The 21,445-nt window shown below is 39.7% G+C and carries 17 protein-coding genes; 3 read left to right on the top strand and 14 right to left on the bottom strand.

The genetic code is table 11. The annotated features are described in order from the left end of the window. Nucleotides 1-10: 10 nt before the first annotated feature. The 5 genes from DWW43_RS10385 to thyA form a co-directional block, all read right to left on the bottom strand. Nucleotides 11-3,547, bottom strand: coding sequence for a hypothetical protein (locus DWW43_RS10385; RefSeq protein WP_119963522.1), 3,537 nt, complete (start codon nt 3,545-3,547; stop codon nt 11-13). A gap of 63 nt (nt 3,548-3,610) precedes the next feature. Then, nucleotides 3,611-6,265: a hypothetical protein gene (locus DWW43_RS10380; protein ID WP_119963521.1), complete on the bottom strand. Its 2,655-nt coding sequence runs from the start codon at nt 6,263-6,265 to the stop codon at nt 3,611-3,613. A gap of 66 nt (nt 6,266-6,331) precedes the next feature. Beyond that, nucleotides 6,332-7,348 carry a rhomboid family intramembrane serine protease gene (locus tag DWW43_RS10375; RefSeq protein ID WP_119963520.1) on the bottom strand — a complete coding sequence of 339 codons (1,017 nt, stop codon included), beginning with the start codon at nt 7,346-7,348 and terminating at the stop codon, nt 6,332-6,334. Between the two features lie 2 nt (nt 7,349-7,350). After that, nucleotides 7,351-8,460 carry a heavy metal-binding domain-containing protein gene (locus tag DWW43_RS10370; protein ID WP_119963519.1) on the bottom strand — a complete coding sequence of 370 codons (1,110 nt, stop codon included), beginning with the start codon at nt 8,458-8,460 and terminating at the stop codon, nt 7,351-7,353. A gap of 131 nt (nt 8,461-8,591) precedes the next feature. Continuing rightward, nucleotides 8,592-9,422 (bottom strand): thymidylate synthase, encoded by an 831-nt coding sequence (gene thyA, locus DWW43_RS10365; protein WP_119963518.1) that lies wholly within the window; start codon nt 9,420-9,422, stop codon nt 8,592-8,594. A 163-nt stretch (nt 9,423-9,585) separates the two neighbouring features. On the opposite strand from thyA, the gene DWW43_RS10360 reads away from it, so the two are divergent. Next, nucleotides 9,586-10,002, top strand: coding sequence for a helix-turn-helix transcriptional regulator (locus DWW43_RS10360; RefSeq protein ID WP_044944927.1), 417 nt, complete (start codon nt 9,586-9,588; stop codon nt 10,000-10,002). Beyond that, nucleotides 9,999-10,415: a helix-turn-helix transcriptional regulator gene (locus tag DWW43_RS10355; RefSeq protein ID WP_008400699.1), complete on the top strand. Its 417-nt coding sequence runs from the start codon at nt 9,999-10,001 to the stop codon at nt 10,413-10,415. Before DWW43_RS10360 ends, DWW43_RS10355 begins: the two co-directional genes overlap by 4 nt. A gap of 22 nt (nt 10,416-10,437) precedes the next feature. Here the strand turns inward: DWW43_RS10355 and DWW43_RS10350 are convergent, their stop codons facing one another. The 6 genes from DWW43_RS10350 to DWW43_RS10325 all read right to left on the bottom strand — a co-directional run bounded on the left by DWW43_RS10350 (nt 10,438) and on the right by DWW43_RS10325 (nt 18,928). Next, nucleotides 10,438-11,316 (bottom strand): TIGR01212 family radical SAM protein, encoded by an 879-nt coding sequence (locus tag DWW43_RS10350; RefSeq protein ID WP_119963517.1) that lies wholly within the window; start codon nt 11,314-11,316, stop codon nt 10,438-10,440. 103 nt (nt 11,317-11,419) lie between these two features. Further along, nucleotides 11,420-12,067: an HAD-IIIA family hydrolase gene (locus DWW43_RS10345; RefSeq protein WP_119963516.1), complete on the bottom strand. Its 648-nt coding sequence runs from the start codon at nt 12,065-12,067 to the stop codon at nt 11,420-11,422. Nucleotides 12,068-12,093: 26 nt separating this feature from the next. After that, complete coding sequence (locus tag DWW43_RS10340) at nt 12,094-13,752, bottom strand: putative manganese-dependent inorganic diphosphatase (RefSeq protein WP_119963515.1); 1,659 nt, start codon at nt 13,750-13,752, stop codon at nt 12,094-12,096. A gap of 80 nt (nt 13,753-13,832) precedes the next feature. Continuing rightward, nucleotides 13,833-17,036 (bottom strand): carbamoyl-phosphate synthase large subunit, encoded by a 3,204-nt coding sequence (gene carB / locus DWW43_RS10335; RefSeq protein WP_119963514.1) that lies wholly within the window; start codon nt 17,034-17,036, stop codon nt 13,833-13,835. Continuing rightward, nucleotides 17,036-18,109: a carbamoyl phosphate synthase small subunit gene (locus tag DWW43_RS10330; RefSeq protein WP_117807642.1), complete on the bottom strand. Its 1,074-nt coding sequence runs from the start codon at nt 18,107-18,109 to the stop codon at nt 17,036-17,038. The genes carB and DWW43_RS10330 overlap by 1 nt, the downstream gene beginning before the upstream one ends. Before the next feature lie 165 nt (nt 18,110-18,274). Continuing rightward, complete coding sequence (locus DWW43_RS10325) at nt 18,275-18,928, bottom strand: epoxyqueuosine reductase QueH (protein WP_243104469.1); 654 nt, start codon at nt 18,926-18,928, stop codon at nt 18,275-18,277. A gap of 148 nt (nt 18,929-19,076) precedes the next feature. Between DWW43_RS10325 and DWW43_RS10320 the strand changes: the two genes are divergently transcribed. Further along, complete coding sequence (locus DWW43_RS10320; RefSeq protein WP_021943757.1) at nt 19,077-19,310, top strand: hypothetical protein; 234 nt, start codon at nt 19,077-19,079, stop codon at nt 19,308-19,310. Nucleotides 19,311-19,450: 140 nt separating this feature from the next. On the opposite strand, the gene DWW43_RS10315 is transcribed toward DWW43_RS10320, so the two are convergent. The 3 genes from DWW43_RS10315 to DWW43_RS10305 form a co-directional block, all read right to left on the bottom strand. Next, entirely contained in the window at nt 19,451-19,867 is a 417-nt protein-coding gene (locus DWW43_RS10315) for a hypothetical protein (RefSeq protein ID WP_008400688.1), read from the bottom strand. Nucleotides 19,868-19,932: 65 nt separating this feature from the next. After that, entirely contained in the window at nt 19,933-20,454 is a 522-nt protein-coding gene (locus DWW43_RS10310) for a DUF6106 family protein (RefSeq protein WP_008400687.1), read from the bottom strand. A gap of 59 nt (nt 20,455-20,513) precedes the next feature. Further along, the gene (locus tag DWW43_RS10305; RefSeq protein WP_008400686.1) at nt 20,514-21,440 is read right to left on the bottom strand and encodes a GNAT family N-acetyltransferase; all 927 of its coding nucleotides are present in this window, start codon (nt 21,438-21,440) and stop codon (nt 20,514-20,516) included. Nucleotides 21,441-21,445: the final 5 nt, after the last annotated feature.

The following is a 21,445-nucleotide window of genomic DNA, read 5'->3' as shown; positions in this document are numbered from 1 at the left end:
TCACTTTTCATTACTTTATATCTGTCTTCATAACTTTCTTTGCTTCAGGATTTCTTGCATCTGCTCGTTCCATCGCTTCGTCTACAGCAGTTAACAACCTGTCAATATTACCAGTCTCCATCGCAAGAAGTAAATTCTTGATATTACCCTCAATACCATCTTCATATTTATACCCTTTTTCAATGATATATTCTTTGGCAATTACAATCATATTCTCTTCTTTAATCTGATCAAAATAAACACGATTGTTAAAGCTTCTTGCCTGTGTCATATTATCTGCAAGCATCTTGCTAAGTGCAACCTTTTCACCGGTAAGAATTATCTTAACATCATTCTTCTCCGAAGAACAAAGATCAACCATCTCTTTGAAACGCTCAGGTGTTATAAGTCCTGCGCTCTCAACGATCAGGCATCCGCCTTTCAATTTTGTAACCGCACCGGCAAGCTTACCGCTATTGATTACTTTTGCTCTAACCTTTGCCTTTGCAGGTGATGTACAGAAACCAAGATCATAATAACACTCAGCAAAATCTTCTCCAACCTTTGATGAACCAAATCCATGCAGACCGAGAATAACGAGATTCTTTGAGCGTTTCGGATCCACTTTCATTGTCTGAAGAACATTCACAATCTGTGCGCCCGCAGGATTTACACAAAGATACTTATACAGATACTTTGCTTCCGATGGCAGGGCTTTCTTCATTTCCTGATTAATCTCACTCTGTTCAGCTTCTACAGCGGCTTCATCCGTTGCTTCTAAGGATACATCTATCTTAGATGCTTCTTCTACCTTTCCTGCTTTTAAAAGTTCAACCTGTTTTCTTGCTTCTTCTTCCTTCTTAACAGCTTTTTCAAGAACCTTTGCAGCAGCGGCAGCTCTGCCACTTACTTCTTCCAATTGCTTCTTTGTACTGATTTCTTCTTTCAGAAGAGAATCAAGATCATGCTTCTTTTTATCTTCTGCTTTCTTAACTGCCTCTTCATTTGCAGCTTTTCTGGCAACGACACGTTCTTCCTGTTCAGTTTTCAAACCGGCAATCTTCTGTTTTAGTTCTTCTTCTTTCTTCTTGGCATCATCAAGCAACTTCTGTGCTGTTTTCTCTGCTTCCTTCTGGGCATCAACAGCTTCCCTCTCTGCAGTCATTGCAGTGGACTGAACTTTCTCAAGTTCTGCAGCCTCTCCTGCCGCATATTTTTCTTCTTCATCTGCAAGGAACTTCTCGCGTGCATCCTCTCTGGACTTCTTATCCTTATCCAGTTTCTCTCTTCCATCTGAAGCAACCTTTTCAGCATTCCGGATCTCTACTTCTTCTTCAATCTTAGCCTTCTCCAGAATTTCTTCTGCTTCTTCCTCTGCATTTTCTGCCTTGGAAAGAAGATCTTCTGCCTCTACTACGGATTTCTTTGCTGCATCAAGTGCCTGCTGTGCTTCAGTCTTTGCTGACTTAAAGGATTCTACATCTTTCTTTGTCGCAACAATATCATCGCTTGTTGTCTTCTTTTCTTTATTGAGTAAATCAATTTCAGACTGGAATTTCTTCTTATCAGCTTCACCCTTTGAAATTCTGGACTCTGCCGCTGCTTTTGCAGTTCTGGCTTCTTCCAGTTTCTTCAACGCTTCAGCTTCTTTTGCTTCTGCTTCTTTTAATGATTTCTTTGCTGAATCAATAGCCTTTGTTGCTGAATCATTGTTATTCGTCGCAGTCTTAAGTTTGCCTTCACTCTCAGCAAGCTTGCTTTCAAGTCCGGCTAATGTCTTTAATGACTCCGACTCCATATCTGTTGTATTCTTAAGGTTAAGAGCTGCTTCTTCCTCCGCCTTCTTGGAATCTGTGAAGATAACACCTGCACGCTGCTTATTCTTTTCTGCATCGTCCATCAGCTTCTTAGCTTTGTCATTCTGTGTCTCTTTCTTTTTCTTGGCAGCATCAATTGCTTTCTTCTTATCTTCCTCTAATTTTACGGAAGCCGTTTCTGCATCCTTGCAAGCCTTTGTATACTCAGCTTCATGTTTTTCAATATTTGCTTTCTTAGCATCTGCAAGCTTTTTGATCACTTCATCAGCTGCAGCCTGTGCATCATTGATGATTTTCATCTTGATAGTCTCAGGATTGCTCTCCTTTAATACCTTATCCGAATCATCCTTTGCTTTCTTATTAGTATCTTCTATCTCTTTATTGATAGCTTTTACTTTTGTTTCAAGCTCTGCATTTTCTTTTGCTAAGAGTTTCTCATCAGCCTTCTTCTTTGCATCGAATTCTGCCTTCAGCTTATCTTCATAAGCGGCTTTTTTCTTTGCACATTCTTCAAGCTGTGATTTCAGTTCTTTTTCTTCTTTTTCAGAATCTGCAATCGTCTTCTTGGCTGTTTCAACGACATACTTTGCATCCTGAGCCTTACGTTCAGCAAGTTCGATAGCCTGTTTTTTCTTGGTCTCGGCTTCAACCTTTGCCTTTTCAGCCGCAGCCTTCTTACGTGCCTCTTCTGCTTTCTTTTTGGACTCTTCCTCTGCTGCTTTACGTTTAGCTTCTTCTTCAGCTTTTTTCTTAGCTTCTTCTTCAGCTTTTTTCTTAGCTTCTTCCTCTGCCTTCTTCTTAGCTTCTTCTTCTGCCTTTATACGTGCAGCTTCTTCTTCGCTGGTTTCATCAATATTGGAGAGGTTCTCAATACCGGCTCCAAGGAAGTCTTCATCTTCATCGTCATCATCTATATCATACATAGATGAAACATCCGCGTCATCGTTGTTTCTGTCAGGTAAAATACTGAAAAGATCACCATTTTTGTCATTTCCTTTTTTAGTCTTAACCTCTTTCACCTTAACATTCTTGCCCGGTGTCCATTCAGCATCATCTGAAACAACAGATGTCATATCATCTTCGTCAAATCGTTCTGCTTCATCAGATAACGTTGTCTTATCTTTACCTTTTATCTTATTCGGTTCAAGGGAAGCATTCATATTCAAAGTCGAACCAAGACCGCCTCCTGTCGCACCCGGTTTTCCTGAAAGGCCTTCTCCTGAAGGTGCACTACCAAGTCCACCAAGTCCGCCGGCTCCTTCTCCAAGGCCACCGCCAAGTCCGCCGAGACCGCCATAGCCTTCTCCAAGGCCACCACCAAGTCCGCCGAGGCCACCACCAAGTCCCTCATCGGCAATACCACCGAGGTTAAGACTGATCTTTGGCATTTCCTGCTTTTCATTCTTTTTCTCTGTTTTAGCTTCACTCTCTGCCTCTATATTATTTGTATCCGGCTTTTCAGCTTCAGCTTCTTTGTTCTCTGTCTCTTCAGGCTCATCCTCATGAACAATACCTAATGCTTCTTCTCTCTTACGACGCTTCTTCTCCTCAATACGCGCAAGTTCTTCAGCAGACAAAGTCTTGTATTGGCTCTTGCTTCCACTATCTGAAGTTTTCTTTTTATTGCTGCTCTTATTCTTCAAAGCCTGTTCTTCTTCAAGTCTTTTCTGCTTTGCAGCTTCAGCAGCCCTTTCTTTTTCAAGCTGTGCTTTAATCGCAGCAATCATAGCTTCTGTTTGATCTATAGCCAATTTGTACGCCTCCTTCCACATTATCAAATAAAAAAATAATATTTATATTAATCTAATTATTTGTCATTTTTTCTTAAGCTTATATTTTTTTTCATCGGAATGTTTTGATTCAGATTTCTTTACAGCCTCGGACTCTGAAGCACTATCATTTTCCTTTATGTTTTCCGATTCATCGGTTTCATCCTCGCTTGAAGGATTTAACACAAAACTGTCCTGATGCATATTGAAATAATCAGTGTTTGATGCATATTTAGTTCCAAGCTCGATTCCGAGTCTTGCAAGTAGCTCATCCGTCTCACTGATCAAAGCTTCCTCTTTTTTCAGATTTTCAGCCATCTTCTGATCGTATTCTTCCTGTATGTCTTCATGCTTTACATGTTCTACAACAGGTGGTTTATCACTGTTATAATCAGGGAAAAGACTTGATCTGAATGTAGGAAAATCTATTTTTCTGCCATTTACATTTGCAGAATTCTCAACCACCGGTTCTAAGATTTCTGATTCTGAATCTTTTATTTCAAAAACCTCTGTTTCAGGATTTTTTGATGCAGGATCATTTATTTCAAAATCGTCGGTTTCAAAAATCTTTGCTTCGGAAATCTCCGTTTCAGAAGCATCATTATCTATATCATAATCCTGTTCTGATATTACTTCTGAAGCTGATTCATCGAGTTCATCAGGTACCGACTCATCAAACGCTTCTGTTGTGACGTCGACAGTTTCTTCCGGTATATAAGCATCTGTTTCCGACTGTTCAGATTCTGTCGTCTCCGGCTCCGCCTGTTCCGATTCTTCTGCTTCGACATCAACATTAACTTCCGCTTCGTCAATGATTTCAGCTTCCACATCTTCTTCCTGCTCGATTTCTTCTGTCTCAGACTGAATGATATCTTCATCACTTTCATCTGGCATCAGATCTTCCGGCACTTCCGAGATCTCTACAATATCGTCATCCTCATATGCCTGTTCAAATGAATCATCTTCCCAATCATCTGTATCAAATTTATATTCATCCAGTGACTGGATTGCAACATCAATATCAAATTTATGATCTTTCTTTCCTTCAGATTCAGAAACATCTTCCGAAAGCTCTTCATTTTCACTTATCTGAGGTTCTTCCATGAGAACCGTCTCGTCTTCTCCGGACAGCTGATCGGCAGCCTCTGCCACCTCTGCATTTTCATGCGGCTCTGCAGGTTCTGCATACTCAGCTTCTTCAACAACAATCTCCGACTCTGTATTTTCTTCAGACTCAGGTTCTGTATTTTCTTTTTCAATAACTGTTTCAGTATCCGATTCTGCAGCCTCTTTCTCAACAATTTCTTCAGTCTCAGGTTCCGCAGTCTCTTCCTCAACAGTTGTCTCAGTCTCAGGTTCCGCAGTCTCTTCCTCGACAATTTTCTCAGTCTCAGGTTCCGCAGTCTCTTCCTCGACAATTGTCTCAGTCTCAGGTTCCGCAGTCTCTTCCTCAACAGTTGTCTCAGTCTCAGGTTCCGCAGTCTCTTCCTCGACAGTTGTCTCGATCTCCGGCTCGCTTTGTTCAAGCGCATCCGGGTCAACCATCAATACTGTATCGAAATCATCTGTAATATCCGAAGTATCAAAATCATCCAGACTTTCATCGAATGATTCTTCTGATATCTGATCCAGATTCTTTTCTTCGCTAACAATCGAAGCGGTCTCCGGCTCTTCCGGCTCTTTCATTATATCTTCACTCTGAGTCGAATCTATATTCTCTTCTACCGCCATTACTTCATCCAGTAATTTGTCTTTGTCCGGTTGCAGCTTCTCTGTTTCAGCAATTACCTCTTCAATCGCAGCCTCTTCTTTCTTTGACAGTCGTCCTATATGAAATCTCTTTCCTTTATCCTTTTTTTCCTCTGACTGCTCATTTTCCTGTTGTTCTTTCTTCTGCTGTTTCTTTAATTCTTTCTTTTCTTTAGATTTAAGCAACATCTGTTTGAACTTCACAGAATTTGGTATGGGTTCACGATCATCGACCATCAAAGTAATCTTAGGGTCTTTCGGGAACATACGAAGGTGATCAGCTTCCAAAACCTTTTGTTCAAATGTTCTGATCTCTTCCTGTTCTTTTGAATCATCCTCCTGTTCTGATGCAGGATAACAATATATAGTTTTCTCTACATCATATGATTTATCTCTAAGCCGGTTCACATTCTCAATATATGGGGAACCTTTATAGGTCGCGCAGAAAATTTCAGCCTCCGACTGAAGTTTCTCCATATTTCCCATTGCAGCATACAATAACAACATCTCAAAATCCCAAGCTGCATCCGTTTCGGCTTCATTTGCTGAAATAAGAATTCCATACAGCTCTTTGAACGATTTTCGTTTTGCTTTTGCAATCATGTATTCTATACGATATGTACCTGCATCTTTTTCATCTTGATTAAATTTATAGATGTCATAATATGTGTCTACAAGTGTGTAAAACCCCTCAGATAAATACACTTTAATCAGTGAATATATAATCTTATTTCCAACAGGCGCCATGGAGTGGGCTTTTACAAGAGCAGCTCTGGCTTCCGAATAACGTCCGTTTTCATAGTAAACTTCACCACAAATCTTGATAAACTGAGGTGAAAGCGATCTGGTCAAATCCTGATGTTCAAGTATATCCAATGCAAGACTATAATCCCCGCTTGCCGCAAGTTCTTTTATTTTGTTGACACTTGACATGCTAATTCCAGTACCCATCCAATCATACTCCTAAACTAATTTTCATCAGCTAATTTTATCACATCAGGCCATCTTTTACAACTGTCATGTACCTGAGTTTTGCTTCTTCGAGCATATATATGCACAAAGCAATCCTGTAAATAATCCAGCTATCAATCCGCCTATATGCGCTGCATTATCTATGCCTTCCGAAACATATCCATTCAATATTGTGATCACGGATAAAAAAATAAGATCCTTTAATGAAATATCTGATATCTTTCCTTTACCAAAAAAGGCAAAAACAATCAATATACCCATCAAGCCGCAGATTGCACCCGATGCACCTCCTGCATATTCGTAAAAGTTTCCCATATAACAACTGACTATCGAACAAACAGATGCTACAATGCCGCAGAACAAATATACGCATATATACTTCACTTTCCCCAGCAGATATTCTACCCTTGCTCCAAGAGCAATCAATACAACCATATTGCTTAAAAGATGTGTCAGAGAAAAATGGAAAAACATAGAGGTTAGCAGTCTGTAATACTGCTTTTCAACAAGAACATACCGAAGATTATCTGTCAGAATTTCTTCAAGAAAAGAATATCCGTAAGCATCCCTGGTATATACATATACTATGAATACCAAAATATTGAGCAATACCAGAATCGGTGTTACCACTCCAAATATTTTCTTTAACCGGATACGCCAGTGGTCTTTTTCCGCATAAATCTCTTTTTCAAGAATCCTCTGTAACCCGTCAAAATCTGCCGGTTGATTCTCAAAAATATATAATTTACCATAATCCTCACTGAACAGCCAGACATTGTCCATCTTCTTAATGATCGTACTTAAGTCGTCATCAAATATTCCGTCCTTGGTAAGTAGCAGGTTCAAAATCATAACTCTTTTTCCTGTTTCTTCCAGATCATTTCTAATCTGTGAATTAAACTTTATAAGATTATCCGCTTTCAAATTTCTGCTATTTCCAAGCACAATAACGTATATGGCATCGCCTTCCGCTCTGCCATATACATTATTACTGTCAGGATTTAATTTTTTATATCCTTTTTCCCCCAGATGCTCAATGATCTGTAACATATATTGTTGCATTTTTACAATCCAAGGAACAGATTCTCAACCTTCTCAATTACAGTTTCCTTCATATCTCCGCGTGTTTTTTCATACTGAATACCGGATTCCATAATCTCCAATAACTGCATACGAAGTCCTGAATCAATATCCTTAATATACTTCATAAGGACATCCTTGATCTCCATAACATATTCTTTCTGTTTCATTTCTTCCAACATCGGCTCATAATTAAATGTTATGCTGTTCTTCATCTCATCCTGTTTTCTGCCACAGATCACGCATTCCTCTGCGCCACCTTCATTTACATGTCCGCAGTTACAGGTCCATACAAGTCCATCCGACTTATAATTACATACAGCATCAAGACCTTTTTTAACTTTAAGTGCTTTATACTTCAATGCACTCATTTCAACATCGATCGGATCATCTCCGCATGAATATACACCTCTTGCAGTTACATATTTCTGAATATATACTTTACAACTTGTAATAATCTTTATGTATTTTTCAGGAAGTTTACATTCTATATAATCAGATTTTAATAATGATACATTTGTTTTATCAAATACAAAATCCACACCTGTTAATGTGATTTCATCACCGTAAATATTTACAAACTGAATGTCTGCTTTGATTGCTTTGACATCATCCATATTGTAATTATTATACCATGCCGAAATCTTGGTTCCGTTTCCTTCAGATGCAAGGATAACTTTTACGGCTCTCGGTACAAGCTTGTCGTAATAATTATTTACATATAATTCTTTTCTTACAAAATCGCTCTTATCAAATTCGGATTTGTACTCTTTTTTCACCGAAACAAGTGTACCGCTAACAATAACCGCTGAAATATTAGATGAATAATCAACTATATTTGTTTTAAAGCCTACGACCGCATTGTAATTTGTCTTTCCGACAACTTCCTCAAATGACTTGATGGTTTCCTTCATTGTTCCATCCAGCTTGTCATGGTACATGCTGCTTCTGTCTGTTGCAATGTCAGCAATAGATGCACCGATCTCCTTTAAAAAATTAGAGCTTAAAATTGTCTGTACAAATTTATAAGGACCATATTCTGTTATCTCATATCCTTCAAAACTTGTGCCTGATGTAATCATAATATTTGCCATGTGTAACGCACCTCCAAAAATATATGAAAATTGTATCACAATATATCGGAATAGACAAATACTTTTTGTGAATTTTATATTAAAATCATGTCTTTTTTTAGTAATTTTACTCAAATAACCACAAATATTGTTTAAACTGCAATCGGAATATTCTTCACTTGTGGTCCTGTCTGATAATCTTCAATTGTAAAATCATCCAACGTAAACTGATAAAAATCTTTTATATCCGGATTCATGGTAAACTTTGGTGCAGGATAGGTTTCTCTGGATATCAGCTCTTTTACGATCGGAATGTGTCTGTCATAAATATGTGCATCTGCAATTACATGCACCAGTTCTCCCGGTTTAAACCCTGTAACCTGTGCAATCATATAAACCAGTGCTGCATACTGAACAACATTCCAATTATTTGCCGCAAGTACATCCTGTGATCTCTGATTCAATATAGCATTCAGGCGATCTCCTGTTACATTAAATGTCATCCCATAAGCACACGGATACAGATTCATCTCATGAAGATCCTCGTGTACATACATATTTGTCATCATACGACGACTGTATGGATTATGTTTCAGATCATAAATCAAGCGATCCACCTGGTCAAACATACCTTCTTTGTACTGGTGTTTTACACCCATCTGATATCCGTAAGCTTTTCCGATCGAACCATCTTCATCTGCCCAGCTATCCCAGATATGACTTTTCAGATCATGTACATTATTGGATTTTTTCTGCCAAATCCACAGTATCTCATCTATAGCAGACTTAATATATGTCTTTCGAAGTGTAATTGCCGGAAATTCCTTTGACAGATCATAGCGGTTTACGACGCCAAACTTTTTGATCGTGTAAGCACTTGTTCCATCCTCCCACTTAGGGCGGACTTTTTCTCCCTCTGTACTATATCCGTTTTCTATGATTGATCTACACATTTCTATAAAAATATCATCCGCACGACTCATTTTATACCTCCGTTTTTTTCATAAATAAAGCTTCTGTAATTGTATCGTATCAATCGAAAAAACGCAACTTATTACATGAAACACTACCATTTATTACATTTCGGCACTTTTTTTCTGCAAATCGTGTATGATGTTGCAAAGAAATGAAAGGAGACTTACACAAATGCCAAATGAAAATTATCCATTACCTAAGCTTCTACGTTACTTCCGTGAGAAAAAACAAATGACGCAGGCAGAGGTCGCCGAGCAGCTCTCAATCTCGCGATCCGGATATGCTAATTATGAATCAGGGCGGATACTTCCCGGTATCGAACATATAGCCAAATTATCGAAGATTCTCGACCACGACTTCCTGTTCGCCTATTCCATGTCATTAAAAAACGCAGAACAGGACAATTACAATCTGATTGAAGCAGTCAGTGATCCATCTGCATATCAGGCTGTTCCTGTTCGCAAAGAAACAATTACTGATCTTATCAATCAGTTGAAGGAAGTCCCAACATGGGAGTTGGAGCTACTAAAAACCTATGTACAATTATACTGTAATGAGAAAAACGAAAAGGAGAAAAAGAATATATGACATCCGTTATCCGAACCAATATAGGCAGTGCACTGTTATCCCTTCGAAAAAGCAAAACCTTATCCATGCGTGAAGCAGCCGAAGAATTAAAAATATCCCAATCTGCCTATTCCCAATACGAACGTGGCAGTTCTATACCCGATATAAAAACAATTTTTTATGCATCAAATTACTATCATATCAATATTCAGTTTCTTGTATTTCTAATCTGTATTGATCTTGCATCTCTGGAAAACATTAAAAATGAGAACCTTTTTCAGTTATTTACCTTTGACAATATATTTGACTGGGATTTTTTTCATGTATTTAAAGAGTATGATCGTCTGTCTAAAAATTACAAGGATGCCGTCACCCGTTTTCTTCATGCCGCAAATATCTGTAATCAGAATGAATCCAGAAAAAACAACAACTAAAAAAACAGCAGTCCGATCTGTTTTATAGCTGCCTGACTGCTGCATTTATCGTATTCATTACTTTTTTCTTATCTGCACTCCAAAGCGGTGCGATCAATAGTTTCTTCGGTCCGTCTCCGGTCAGGCGATGGATCACCATATCCGGCGGCAGTACCTTCAGACACGAAACAACACATTCTGTATAATCTTCCAGCGACAAAACAGAACATTCTCCATTCTGATACAATTCAGCAAGGTTGGTTCCTTTAAGGACATGAAGTAGTTGCAGCTTTATGCCCTGTGCACCGCTCTTTCCTATATACTCTGCTGTTTCGATCATATCTCTCTGTGTCTCTCCAGGAAGTCCCAATATCATATGTACGATCACATGTACACCAAGATCACGGAGTTTTTTTACTGCCTCGTCATATACCGAAAGCGGATATCCGCGATTAATAAGCTTTGCCGTTTCCTCATGGATCGTCTGAAGTCCGAGTTCTACCCACACCGGCTTGATTCTCTGTATATCACGCAGCATATCGATCACCTGATTTCCCAGGCAATCCGGTCTGGTTGCAATTGAAATAACCGCAATGTCTGACCGCATCGCTGCCTTTCTATAAATATCCCGCAAACGGTCAATATCACCATATGTATTCGTAAATGACTGAAAATATGCAATATAATGTTCACCTTTGAACTTCGAAGCAACCAGCTGTTTTGCCTGTTCGATCTGTCGATCTATGTCCATATCCGCTTTTGGACTGAAATCACCCGATCCTAGGCTACTGCAAAAGATACAACCACCAATTCCTGCCGTTCCATCCCGGTTCGGGCAGGTGGTTCCGGCATTTAATGACAGCTTGTATAATTTCTCCCCGAAGGTATCCTTTATATATTGATTTGCTGTATATATATTCATCTTACATATTCCTTATACATTGAACTGCCATGTTCATGTCCATCTCCATATTATATATCTTCCATATCCAACTTCCATATCGATCAGACAGCAGCTTTACTGTTTAAAAAAATTCGAGCAGCTTCTCCGGCTTATGGATGATCTGGGTAGCACCATGTTCTAACAGGAATTCTTCATCACGAAAGCCCCAGGTAACAGAGATACATTCCAGTCCGCTGTTCTTTGCGGTCATGATATCCACATCTGAATCTCCAACATAGACTGTGCCTTCCCGTCCAATCTGCATTTCCTTCATTGCTTCTATGCAAGTGTCCGGTGCCGGTTTCTTTGCTACATTTGCAGACTCTCCGATTGCTGTACTTATATATGCACCAAAGAACTGATCCCTCAGTCCCTTCACTGCAGCATCAAATTTGTTCGATACGATACCTACCGGTATTTCTTTTTCTTTTAACGCCTTAAGCACATCAACAACTCCCTCGTAAGGACATGTCTTATTCAACATATTCTTTGAATAATGTTCCTTGAATATCGCGAGTGCTTTTAATGTATCGTCCTCTGAAGTTCCCGTCGGAACTGCACGCTCCATCAGCTTCTCTACGCCATTCCCGACAAAGCGGCGGACCTCATCGATTGTCCGTTCCGGATAATCCATCTGACAAAGTGCGTAATTTGTACTGTCTGCCAGATCCTCTAATGTATTTAAAAGTGTTCCATCCAAATCAAATATAACTGCCTGATATTTCTTCATTGTACATCTGCCTTTCTGCCTTTGTTCTATTCCGGCTGATCGAGTTCCTGTACGGCTCGGACAAGTGCCGGAACGATCTGCTTCTTTCTGGAAACCACGCCTTCCAGATATGCATAATGATCGACAAATTCCGTCTGGAATGCACGGGAACAGATCTCCTCTGCCTCATCTCCAAATGCCAACATTCCGGAACTATCGTCTAAGATACTTGTCATTACAAACAAAAATACATCACATCCATTTTCTGTATAATCGATCAGATACTCATACATACTCTTCTGTATCTGCTCAATCTCTCTGGTATTGATCGATGTGATCTGTCCGATCGCAAAGGTACGTCCGTCGATCTCAAATTTCTTATAATCCTGATGCAGAATCTCATCGATTGTCTTTCCCTTCAGATTACTTCCGGCATCAAACATCTCCATTGCGAAATCATTTACATTAATCTCGGCAAGTTGCGCCAGTGCATATGCTGCATTCTTATCCTCACAGGTACAGGTCGGTGATTTAAACAGCAGCGTATCTGATAAAATAGCCGCACACATCAATCCTGCAATCTTCTTATCCGGTATAATGTTCTGCTCTCTGTACATCTGATATATGATCGTAGATGTACAGCCAACCGGCTGATTTCTGAAATAAACCGGTGCAAGCGTTTCTACATTTGCAATTCTATGATGATCGATGATCTCCCGGATCTCTGCCTTGTCGATATTATCAACCGACTGTGTACGTTCATTATGATCGACCAGGATCACCTGTTTTTTTCTGGCATTGATATAGTTACGTCTGGAAACCAGTCCCAGATAATTTCCACTCTTATCTACAACAGGGAAATAACGAACTCTCGTCTTCGACATAACACTTTTTATCGTTTCAACCGAATCATCCTCGTTAAACGTCATTATATTATCACGAACCATAAAGAACCTTACCGGTATACTCTGACCGATCAGTCTGGCCACCTTATAAGTATCATTCTGAGATGTGATGATCGAACAGCCCTTAAATGCCGCAAGCTTCACAACATCGTCATCCACCTTATCCACCAGACAAAGGATCAGCATACCTGCTCCTTTTTCGATAGCCATTAGCTGAGATTCCTTCCGGTCACTTAAGATAACAATGTCGTCCGGCTTTACAAAATGCTCCATAAGCTCCACATGTGCCGCGCCTATGATAACTTTTCCTTTCGTAATATAACTATGCGGATTTCCACAGACCATCTCACCGTCGATCGTCTCCATGATATGTCGGCACCTGGTTCTCGCTTTATACAAAATATCGTCTTCCGAATTCAACATATAAGCTTCTGCAATATCTCCGACAGTTAATATTCCACGAATCTTTCCGTTCTCCACAACCGGCAACGTCGTTGCATCATTCTTCTGCATGATCTCAAATGCCTTCTTCATTGTTGTATCACCCGGTACACCGGAAACGAGCCGGTAAGAAATATCACTCAACTGGGTGTCCACGTTTTTGATCAACTCCGGCACTTCCACATCAAAATAATTTAATACAAATTCTGTTTCTTTATTGATATTACCCGCTCTTTTGGGAATGTATTTATTTTCTGACTGATTCTTAAGATCTGCATACGCGATTGCTGAACAAATCGAATCCGTATCCGGATTCTTATGTCCGATCACAAACACCTCATCTCTTGGAATGTTATGCATATTCCACCTCCTATTAAGAACACAAAACAGCCTGCTGCAAAATGCAGCAGCCTGTTTTGTCAGGTTGTATCATATTATACTTATAATTCGCTGATGTCAACCAGTGATAATCGTCTATTTGCGGATGACTCCAAACTTGTAAGCAGTGCATTCGCTGTATCAAGGCTTGTAAGACAGGTAACACCGGTTTCAACTGCATGACGTCTGATCACGAAACCATCCTTGCTTCGTTCAACACCCTGTGACGGAGTATCGATGATCAGATCGATCTCATGACTTAAGATCAGATCCAACAGGTTTGGTGATGGTTCCTCTACTTTGTTGATCAGTTCAGCAGGCACTCCATTCTCATTCAGGATTCTGCATGTGCTCTTTGTAGAGAAGATCTCATAACCAAGAGCCGAAAAACGTCTGCCGATTTCTACTGCATCCATCTTATCTGCATCCTTAACTGTAAGAATCATCTTCTTTGTCTTTGGAAGATTTACACCTGCGCCAAGGAACGCCTTGTAAAGGGCTTCGTTGTAGTCCTTGGAGATACCAAGACATTCACCTGTTGATTTCATTTCCGGTCCCAGACTGATCTCGGCTCCACGGATCTTCTCAAATGAGAATACTGGCATCTTGATCGCAAAGTATTCTGCTTCCGGCTGAAGTCCCGGCTTATATCCCATATCCTTGATCTTCTCACCTGTGATAACACGGGTTGCAAGATCTACGATCGGAATACCGGTAACCTTGCTGATATATGGAACAGTACGGCTGGAACGAGGATTTACCTCAATTACATATACTTCATCATTGTATGCGATAAACTGTATATTGATCAGACCGATTACATGAAGGCTGTTTGCAAGCTTTCTTGTATAATCTTCAATTACACGTTTGATCTTTGGTGAAAGCGTCTGTGCAGGATATACAGAGATACTATCACCGGAATGGATACCGGCTCTCTCTACATGCTCCATGATACCAGGGATCAGGATATCTTCTCCATCACATACAGCATCTACTTCTACTTCCTTACCCATGATATATTTATCAACCAGAACAGGATGCTCCTGAACATGTCTGTTGATGATATCCATAAATTCAATAATATCTTTATCAGAGATCGCAATCTGCATTCCCTGTCCGCCTAATACATAAGAAGGTCTTACCAGAACCGGATAACCGAGTTCATTGGCTGCCTCTAAGGCTTCATCTCTGGTAAATACCGTCTTTCCGGCAGGTCTTGGGATACAACACTTCTCAAGGATCTCATCGAATAATTCTCTATCCTCAGCGGCATCTACATTCTCTGCACTTGTACCAAGGATCGGAACACCCATCTCCATCAGTGCTTCCGTCAGCTTGATCGCTGTCTGTCCGCCGAACTGAACAACCGCACCATCCGGTCTTTCCAGATCTACAATTGCTTCTACATCCTCTGCTGTCAGTGGCTCGAAATACAGCTTATTTGCAATATCAAAATCTGTACTGACTGTCTCAGGATTATTATTTACGATAATGGTCTGGTATCCCTTTCTCTCAAATGCCCATGTACTGTGTACGGAGCAGTAATCGAATTCGATACCCTGTCCGATACGAATAGGACCGGAACCAAGAACCATAACCTTCTTTACGGAATGATCTTCCTCTACTTCATTCTCACCGTCGAAGCAGGAATAATAGTATGGTGTAGATGCTTCAAACTCTGCAGCACAGGTATCAACCATCTTGAAAGATGCACGGATACCATAGCCATACCGCAGCTCTTTGATCTCTTTTGTTGTCTTTCCTGTAAGCTGTGCGATTACCTTATCTGGGAATTCTACACGCTTGATCTCCTTCATCAGTTCCTTGGAGATATCTCCCTTGGAATCACGGATCTCCTGTTCATAGTCAACCAGATTGTTGATCTTATCAATGAACCAAAGATCAATCTTTGTGATATCGTGAATTGCTTCCTGTGTAATGCCACGGCGAAGTGCCTCAGCGATAACAAAGATACGTCTGTCATCTACATGATGCAGAAGCTTTAAGATATCACTGTCAGACATATTCTTATATCTGCTGGAATGAAGACCATCTACATGCTGTTCCAGAGAACGGATTGCTTTCATCAATGCGCCCTCAAAGTTTGTGCAGATACTCATAACCTCACCGGTTGCCTTCATCTGTGTTGTCAGATCATGATCTGCCTTGATGAACTTATCAAACGGAAGTCTAGGAATCTTAACAACAACATAGTCCAGTGCAGGCTCAAAGCTTGCAAACGTCTTCTTGGTAATTGCATTCTGGATCTCATCCAGATTATAACCAAGTGCGATCTTTGCAGAAACCTTGGCGATCGGATAACCGGTTGCCTTGGATGCAAGTGCTGACGAACGGCTTACACGAGGATTTACTTCGATTACACAATATTCAAATGTAGTTGGATGTAATGCAAACTGTACGTTACAGCCACCACGGATATTTAATTCAGAAATAATATTTAATGCAGATGTACGAAGCATCTGATACTCTTTATCACCCAATGTCTGGGATGGTGCTACTACGATAGAGTCACCGGTATGGACACCGACCGGATCCAGATTCTCCATATTACAAACTGTAATACAGGTACCATTTGCATCACGCATTACTTCGTATTCGATCTCTTTCCAGCCTGCGATACAACGCTCTACCAGAACCTGACCGACACGACTAAGTCTCAGACCATTCATCAGGATCTCGACAAACTCTTCTTCATTCTCAGCGATACCACCGCCGCTTCCGCCGAGGGTATATGCCGGACGGAGTACAACCGGATATCCTATCTTCTTAACAAATTCCAGACCGGCTTTTACCGTTGTAACAACCTCAGATGGTGCTACAGGCTCATGGATCTTCTCCATGGTTTTCTTGAATTCCAGTCTATCCTCTGCTTTTTTGATTGTTGAAGAAGATGTACCGATCAACATAACATCATGTTCTCTTAAGAAACCGGACTCTTCCAGTTCCATTGCGATATTTAAAGCTGCCTGACCACCCAGTGTTGGCAGAAGGCTGTCCGGTTTTTCCTTCTCGATCACTGCTTTTACTACATCGGCTGTTAATGGCTCAATGTATACCTTATCTGCGATATCCTTATCTGTCATGATCGTAGCCGGATTGGAGTTGATCAGGACAACGCAAAGGCCTTCTTCTTTTAATGAACGACAAGCCTGTGTACCGGCATAGTCAAATTCTGCAGCCTGTCCGATTACGATAGGACCGGAGCCAATTACAACAACTTTTTTAATATTCGGATTCTTTGGCATTACTTAGACACCTCCATCATATTCATAAATACATCAAACAAGAAGTCTGTATCAAGAGGACCGGCACATGCTTCCGGATGGAACTGTACGGTCTGTGCATTCTTACCAAGGTAATGAACACCTTCTACTGTACCATCATTTACATTGATAAAGCTAACCTCGGCAACCTTTCTGTCAAGGCTCTCTTCTTTTACCATATATCCATGATTCTGAGTTGAAATATAAACCTTTCCGGTCTTTAAATCTTTTACAGGATGGTTCGCACCTCTGTGACCGTATTTCATCTTTACGGTATCGCCGCCATTTGCAAGTGCAAGCAGCTGATGTCCAAGACATATTGCAAAAATAGGAATATCTGTATCGAAAAGTTTTTTCACTTCTTTGATCGTAACCTTACAATCCTTTGGATCTCCAGGTCCGTTTGTTAACATGATGCCGTCCGGTGCATCTGCGATGATCTCCTCCGCAGGTGTCTCAGCAGGATATACAGTAACCTGACAACCTCTCTTTAATAAAGATTTGATAATATTTCTCTTAACGCCGAGATCGATCACAGCTACCTTGTAGCCATCTCCCGGATAAACTTTCTTTTCTTTGCATGTAACATCAAGAACAACATGTCCCATCTCCCATGCTTTGATCCGCTTCAGACAATCTTCAAGGTCATAAGAAGCATTTGTTGTGATCATGCCCTTCATTGTACCCTGATTTCTGAGGATCTTGGTCAAGGCTCTGGTATCAACTCCCTCGATACCTGTTATATTGTTATTAATAAGGAACTGGTTAATACTCTGTTCACTTCTAAAGTTACTTGGCTTCTTCGCAATCTCTCTTACAATAAATCCTGACTGCCATGGTTTATCAGCCTCCATATCTTCCAGACATACACCATAATTACCAATCAACGGATATGTCATACAAACTGCCTGCCCGGCATAGGATGGGTCTGTCAACACCTCTAAGTAACCTGTCATAGACGTATTGAAAACAATTTCGCTTATGATCTCATCGGTTGCTCCAATACTGGTGCCTTCAAATACATGTCCATCTTCAAGTATCAAAAAAGCTTTCATAATACAATTCCTTTCTTCTTTTTTCTATTTTTGCTCAAAAAAAAAGAGTGAACAGAGAATCTGTGCACACATACAAAGATCCTCATCTGCCTCTTTTTTCTAGTTTTGTCAATTCTAACACATTTGTTATTGTTAGACAACACTTTTTCATCGAAATTCGTCAACTTATTTCTGAGCAGCTTCCTGCTTCATTTTTTCAGTTGCTTCATACACTCTTCTGCTGAATTCACAGCCGCAGAAGTTCTGTCTATATAAATTATATTCCTTTGAAAGCTCAATCGAATGTTTATATCCATTTTTCTTCTTAAAATCACTATGCAAAAATGTTATACCATACTGCTCACCCAGTTCTTCTCCGATCTCATTGAGCCAGTCTGCATTTTTATGCGGGCTGATCGACAGTGTCGTAGTAAAATAATCAAATCCATGCTTTTTTGCAAATGCTGCACTTTTATCCAGACGAAGCTTATAACAGGCATAGCACCGGATTCCACGTTCCGGTTCCTCTTCCATTCCTTTTGCCATTTCAAGAAACCGTTCGCTCTCATGCTCTTCCAGATATGACTCCACCCCATTCTCCTGATATACTTCATGAACAAAGCGTTTTAATTCATTCCAGCGTTTCTCGTATTCTTCATCACTTGTGATATTCGGATTATAAAAATAAGCAGTAATATCAAAATAATCGGTCAGAACTTCCAGGCAATGACTGGAACACGGGGCACAGCAGCAATGAAGCAATAGCTTCTTTTTACTGCCGGAATCCGATATTTTCTTCAATTCTTCTTCCATCATAGTATAATAGTTTGCATTTTTCACTATTTATCTCTCCTTTTTTATCAAAAATAACGGAAGTTTTTCCCTTTTTTTGCCTTTTTGTGCATTATTTACAGTTGACTTTGTGCTATCTATACAATATACTATATTCAAACAAACATAGACATACTATATGATGGAGGTGTTTATCATGACAGTTGAACAGGCAATCAAAAAATACAAATTACAGCCGGTAAGTGTCAGCGTTGCAAAAGTGAAAGCCAAAGAACTGAATGTGGAGGAAGTTTTGTACATGAATGTACAGAAGAATAAATACGCCTACATTGTTAAAGATGGTGCACGGGGAATCATGCTTTACTCCGATGAAAGAAGTCTTTATACCAAATTGTATAAAGGACTTAAGATGACTCCTCTTCAGCCATAGTTTCGTATTTAATTTCACACCACATAAAAGAAGCTTATCATCAGAAGTCCGGATTTCAGGCCGAATCTGTTATAAGCTTTTTTTATTACTCTAAACGTCGCAGCTGCTTCAACAACAAAAAAATCGCTTTGTATTTATATTTAAAACAATCTGTACTCCGGCAATTCTTCTCCAAACAGAAAATGCCTGATTCCATCATCCACAAATATTATGATCAATGAAAGGAACATCCACAACACAGAATATGGCAGACATATCTGCCCCATCACATTATATGGCAGATATGAATAATCCCATACTCCGACATGAAAGATCAGATTTACTATAACTCCGGTAATAAATTCCAACAATGTTATGATCTCTGCCGATAAAAACATCTGTAACGAGATCGGCATTCTCGGGAACATCTGATTCAAACCTCCGCATGCAATCATACACAGCCCCCCACAGATTATCATGGAATAATGAGAATAATCTCTGGTAAATATTTCAAGAAAATAATATACCATTCCTCCGGTCAAAAACAAAGACAGATATTTAAAAAAAGTAATTTTCATCGCAAGCACCTCTTTTATAGTATCTGTCTTTCTGCTTATAAATATGTGTCCGTTCCTGACTTTCTCTATTCCCGGATTTTTCCTTTGAAAAATTGTTTTACATGTTCAATCGTCTTTGCATCAAGCTCTAACAGGACTTCCTCTGTGCGGTTATTCTTATTCAGAATGAAAGAATAAACAGGATTCTCTGTGTTCTTATCCTTTGAAGTGAAATTCATCGTTTTAATACCGGAATTTGCCTGATGCTCATTATCCCTATAGATTGAATCTACAGTCGTGATCTGTTTTACTTCTCCGCCTTCAAAATGATACACCTGTTTTCTGCTGCTCTTTGCGGTGATCCTTGCAACCTCAACATCATCATTTACGAACAAATATTCAAACTCACACTCTTTTCGATTGATTGCAAATGAAAATATAATTACACCAACAACCGCAAGCGGAAGTCCAAAGATTGTGCCTCCCGGTACAAAGAACATAAAAAATGCTCCCACCACGGTGATAATTGCTCCAAGTACGATCAATGCCATGATTCCGGCAGAAGTCTTTGTTTTCACTATATGTTCTACATATCCATCTGTTGTCATTTTATTTCTCCTTTTTGTATATACATACTACAACTATTATACATGGTATCCATATTTTTTTAAACCACTTCATTTATGAAAATACGATCTGATTTTCTATATAATTCTGTGTACTCCGTATATGGCTCATAAAACATGATCCCACGGCCTTTCTTTATCATCTTATGATCTGTATATGTTCCAAACAATTCAACCTTAGAAAATACAGGAATATCACTCTCACAAATTCCATATAACAACGGATCAAGCGATCCGGTAACTGTACAATACTGAACGATCTCTGCGCGATCCCCATCATACATGGTTCCATACACCGCCGCTATCTCATTCTCATCCTTTATAATATATACATCACCGAACAGGGACTGACATTCCATTCCAAGATCTTCCAGGTAGGCTCTGGTTCGTGGTACAAAGAGATCATAGCGTTGTGCCAGTTTTTCAGAAAAACTCTGCAACTGTTCATCTGTTATATCTTCCAACCCACAAAGCTCATAATCATTCTTCTCAGGTTTCAGATCGGTTATATTATAAAAGCCGCTTTCTACTACCGGAGCAAATCCCAGACCTTTATAATAGATCTCTTTCTCCGGCATCAGATAAATATAATCGTAATCATTCTCAGCCGCATATGCAAGCACATGCTTCATTAATATCGACATGATTCCATGTCTTCGGAACTCAGGCTCGGTCGCAACGCCAACGATATATCCACCCTTTTTATATGTGGTTGCTCCTGCTGTCGTCTCAGCAAGAGTATATGAATTCAAATGCACCATAGAAATAATCTTGGAGTCAGTCTTTGCCACAAAGATATGATTCCTTGTTGCCACATTTGAAAAATAATAATCCATATATGCATCCTGATCGTCAAATGACTGTTTCCAGAGCTTACGGATCTCGTTCATATCTTCCGCTCCGGCAGTTTCTATCCTGATCGAATCAAACGTTTTGCAATCCATCTGATCGCATCTTTCTTCATTCATACCCT

It is taken from the genome of Clostridium sp. AF15-41 (genome assembly GCF_003604095.1).
In the GTDB taxonomy this organism is placed as follows: domain Bacteria; phylum Bacillota; class Clostridia; order Lachnospirales; family Lachnospiraceae; genus Coprococcus.
Note: the sequence above shows the minus strand (reverse complement) of the source record. Positions and strands in the feature narration are given on the sequence as shown.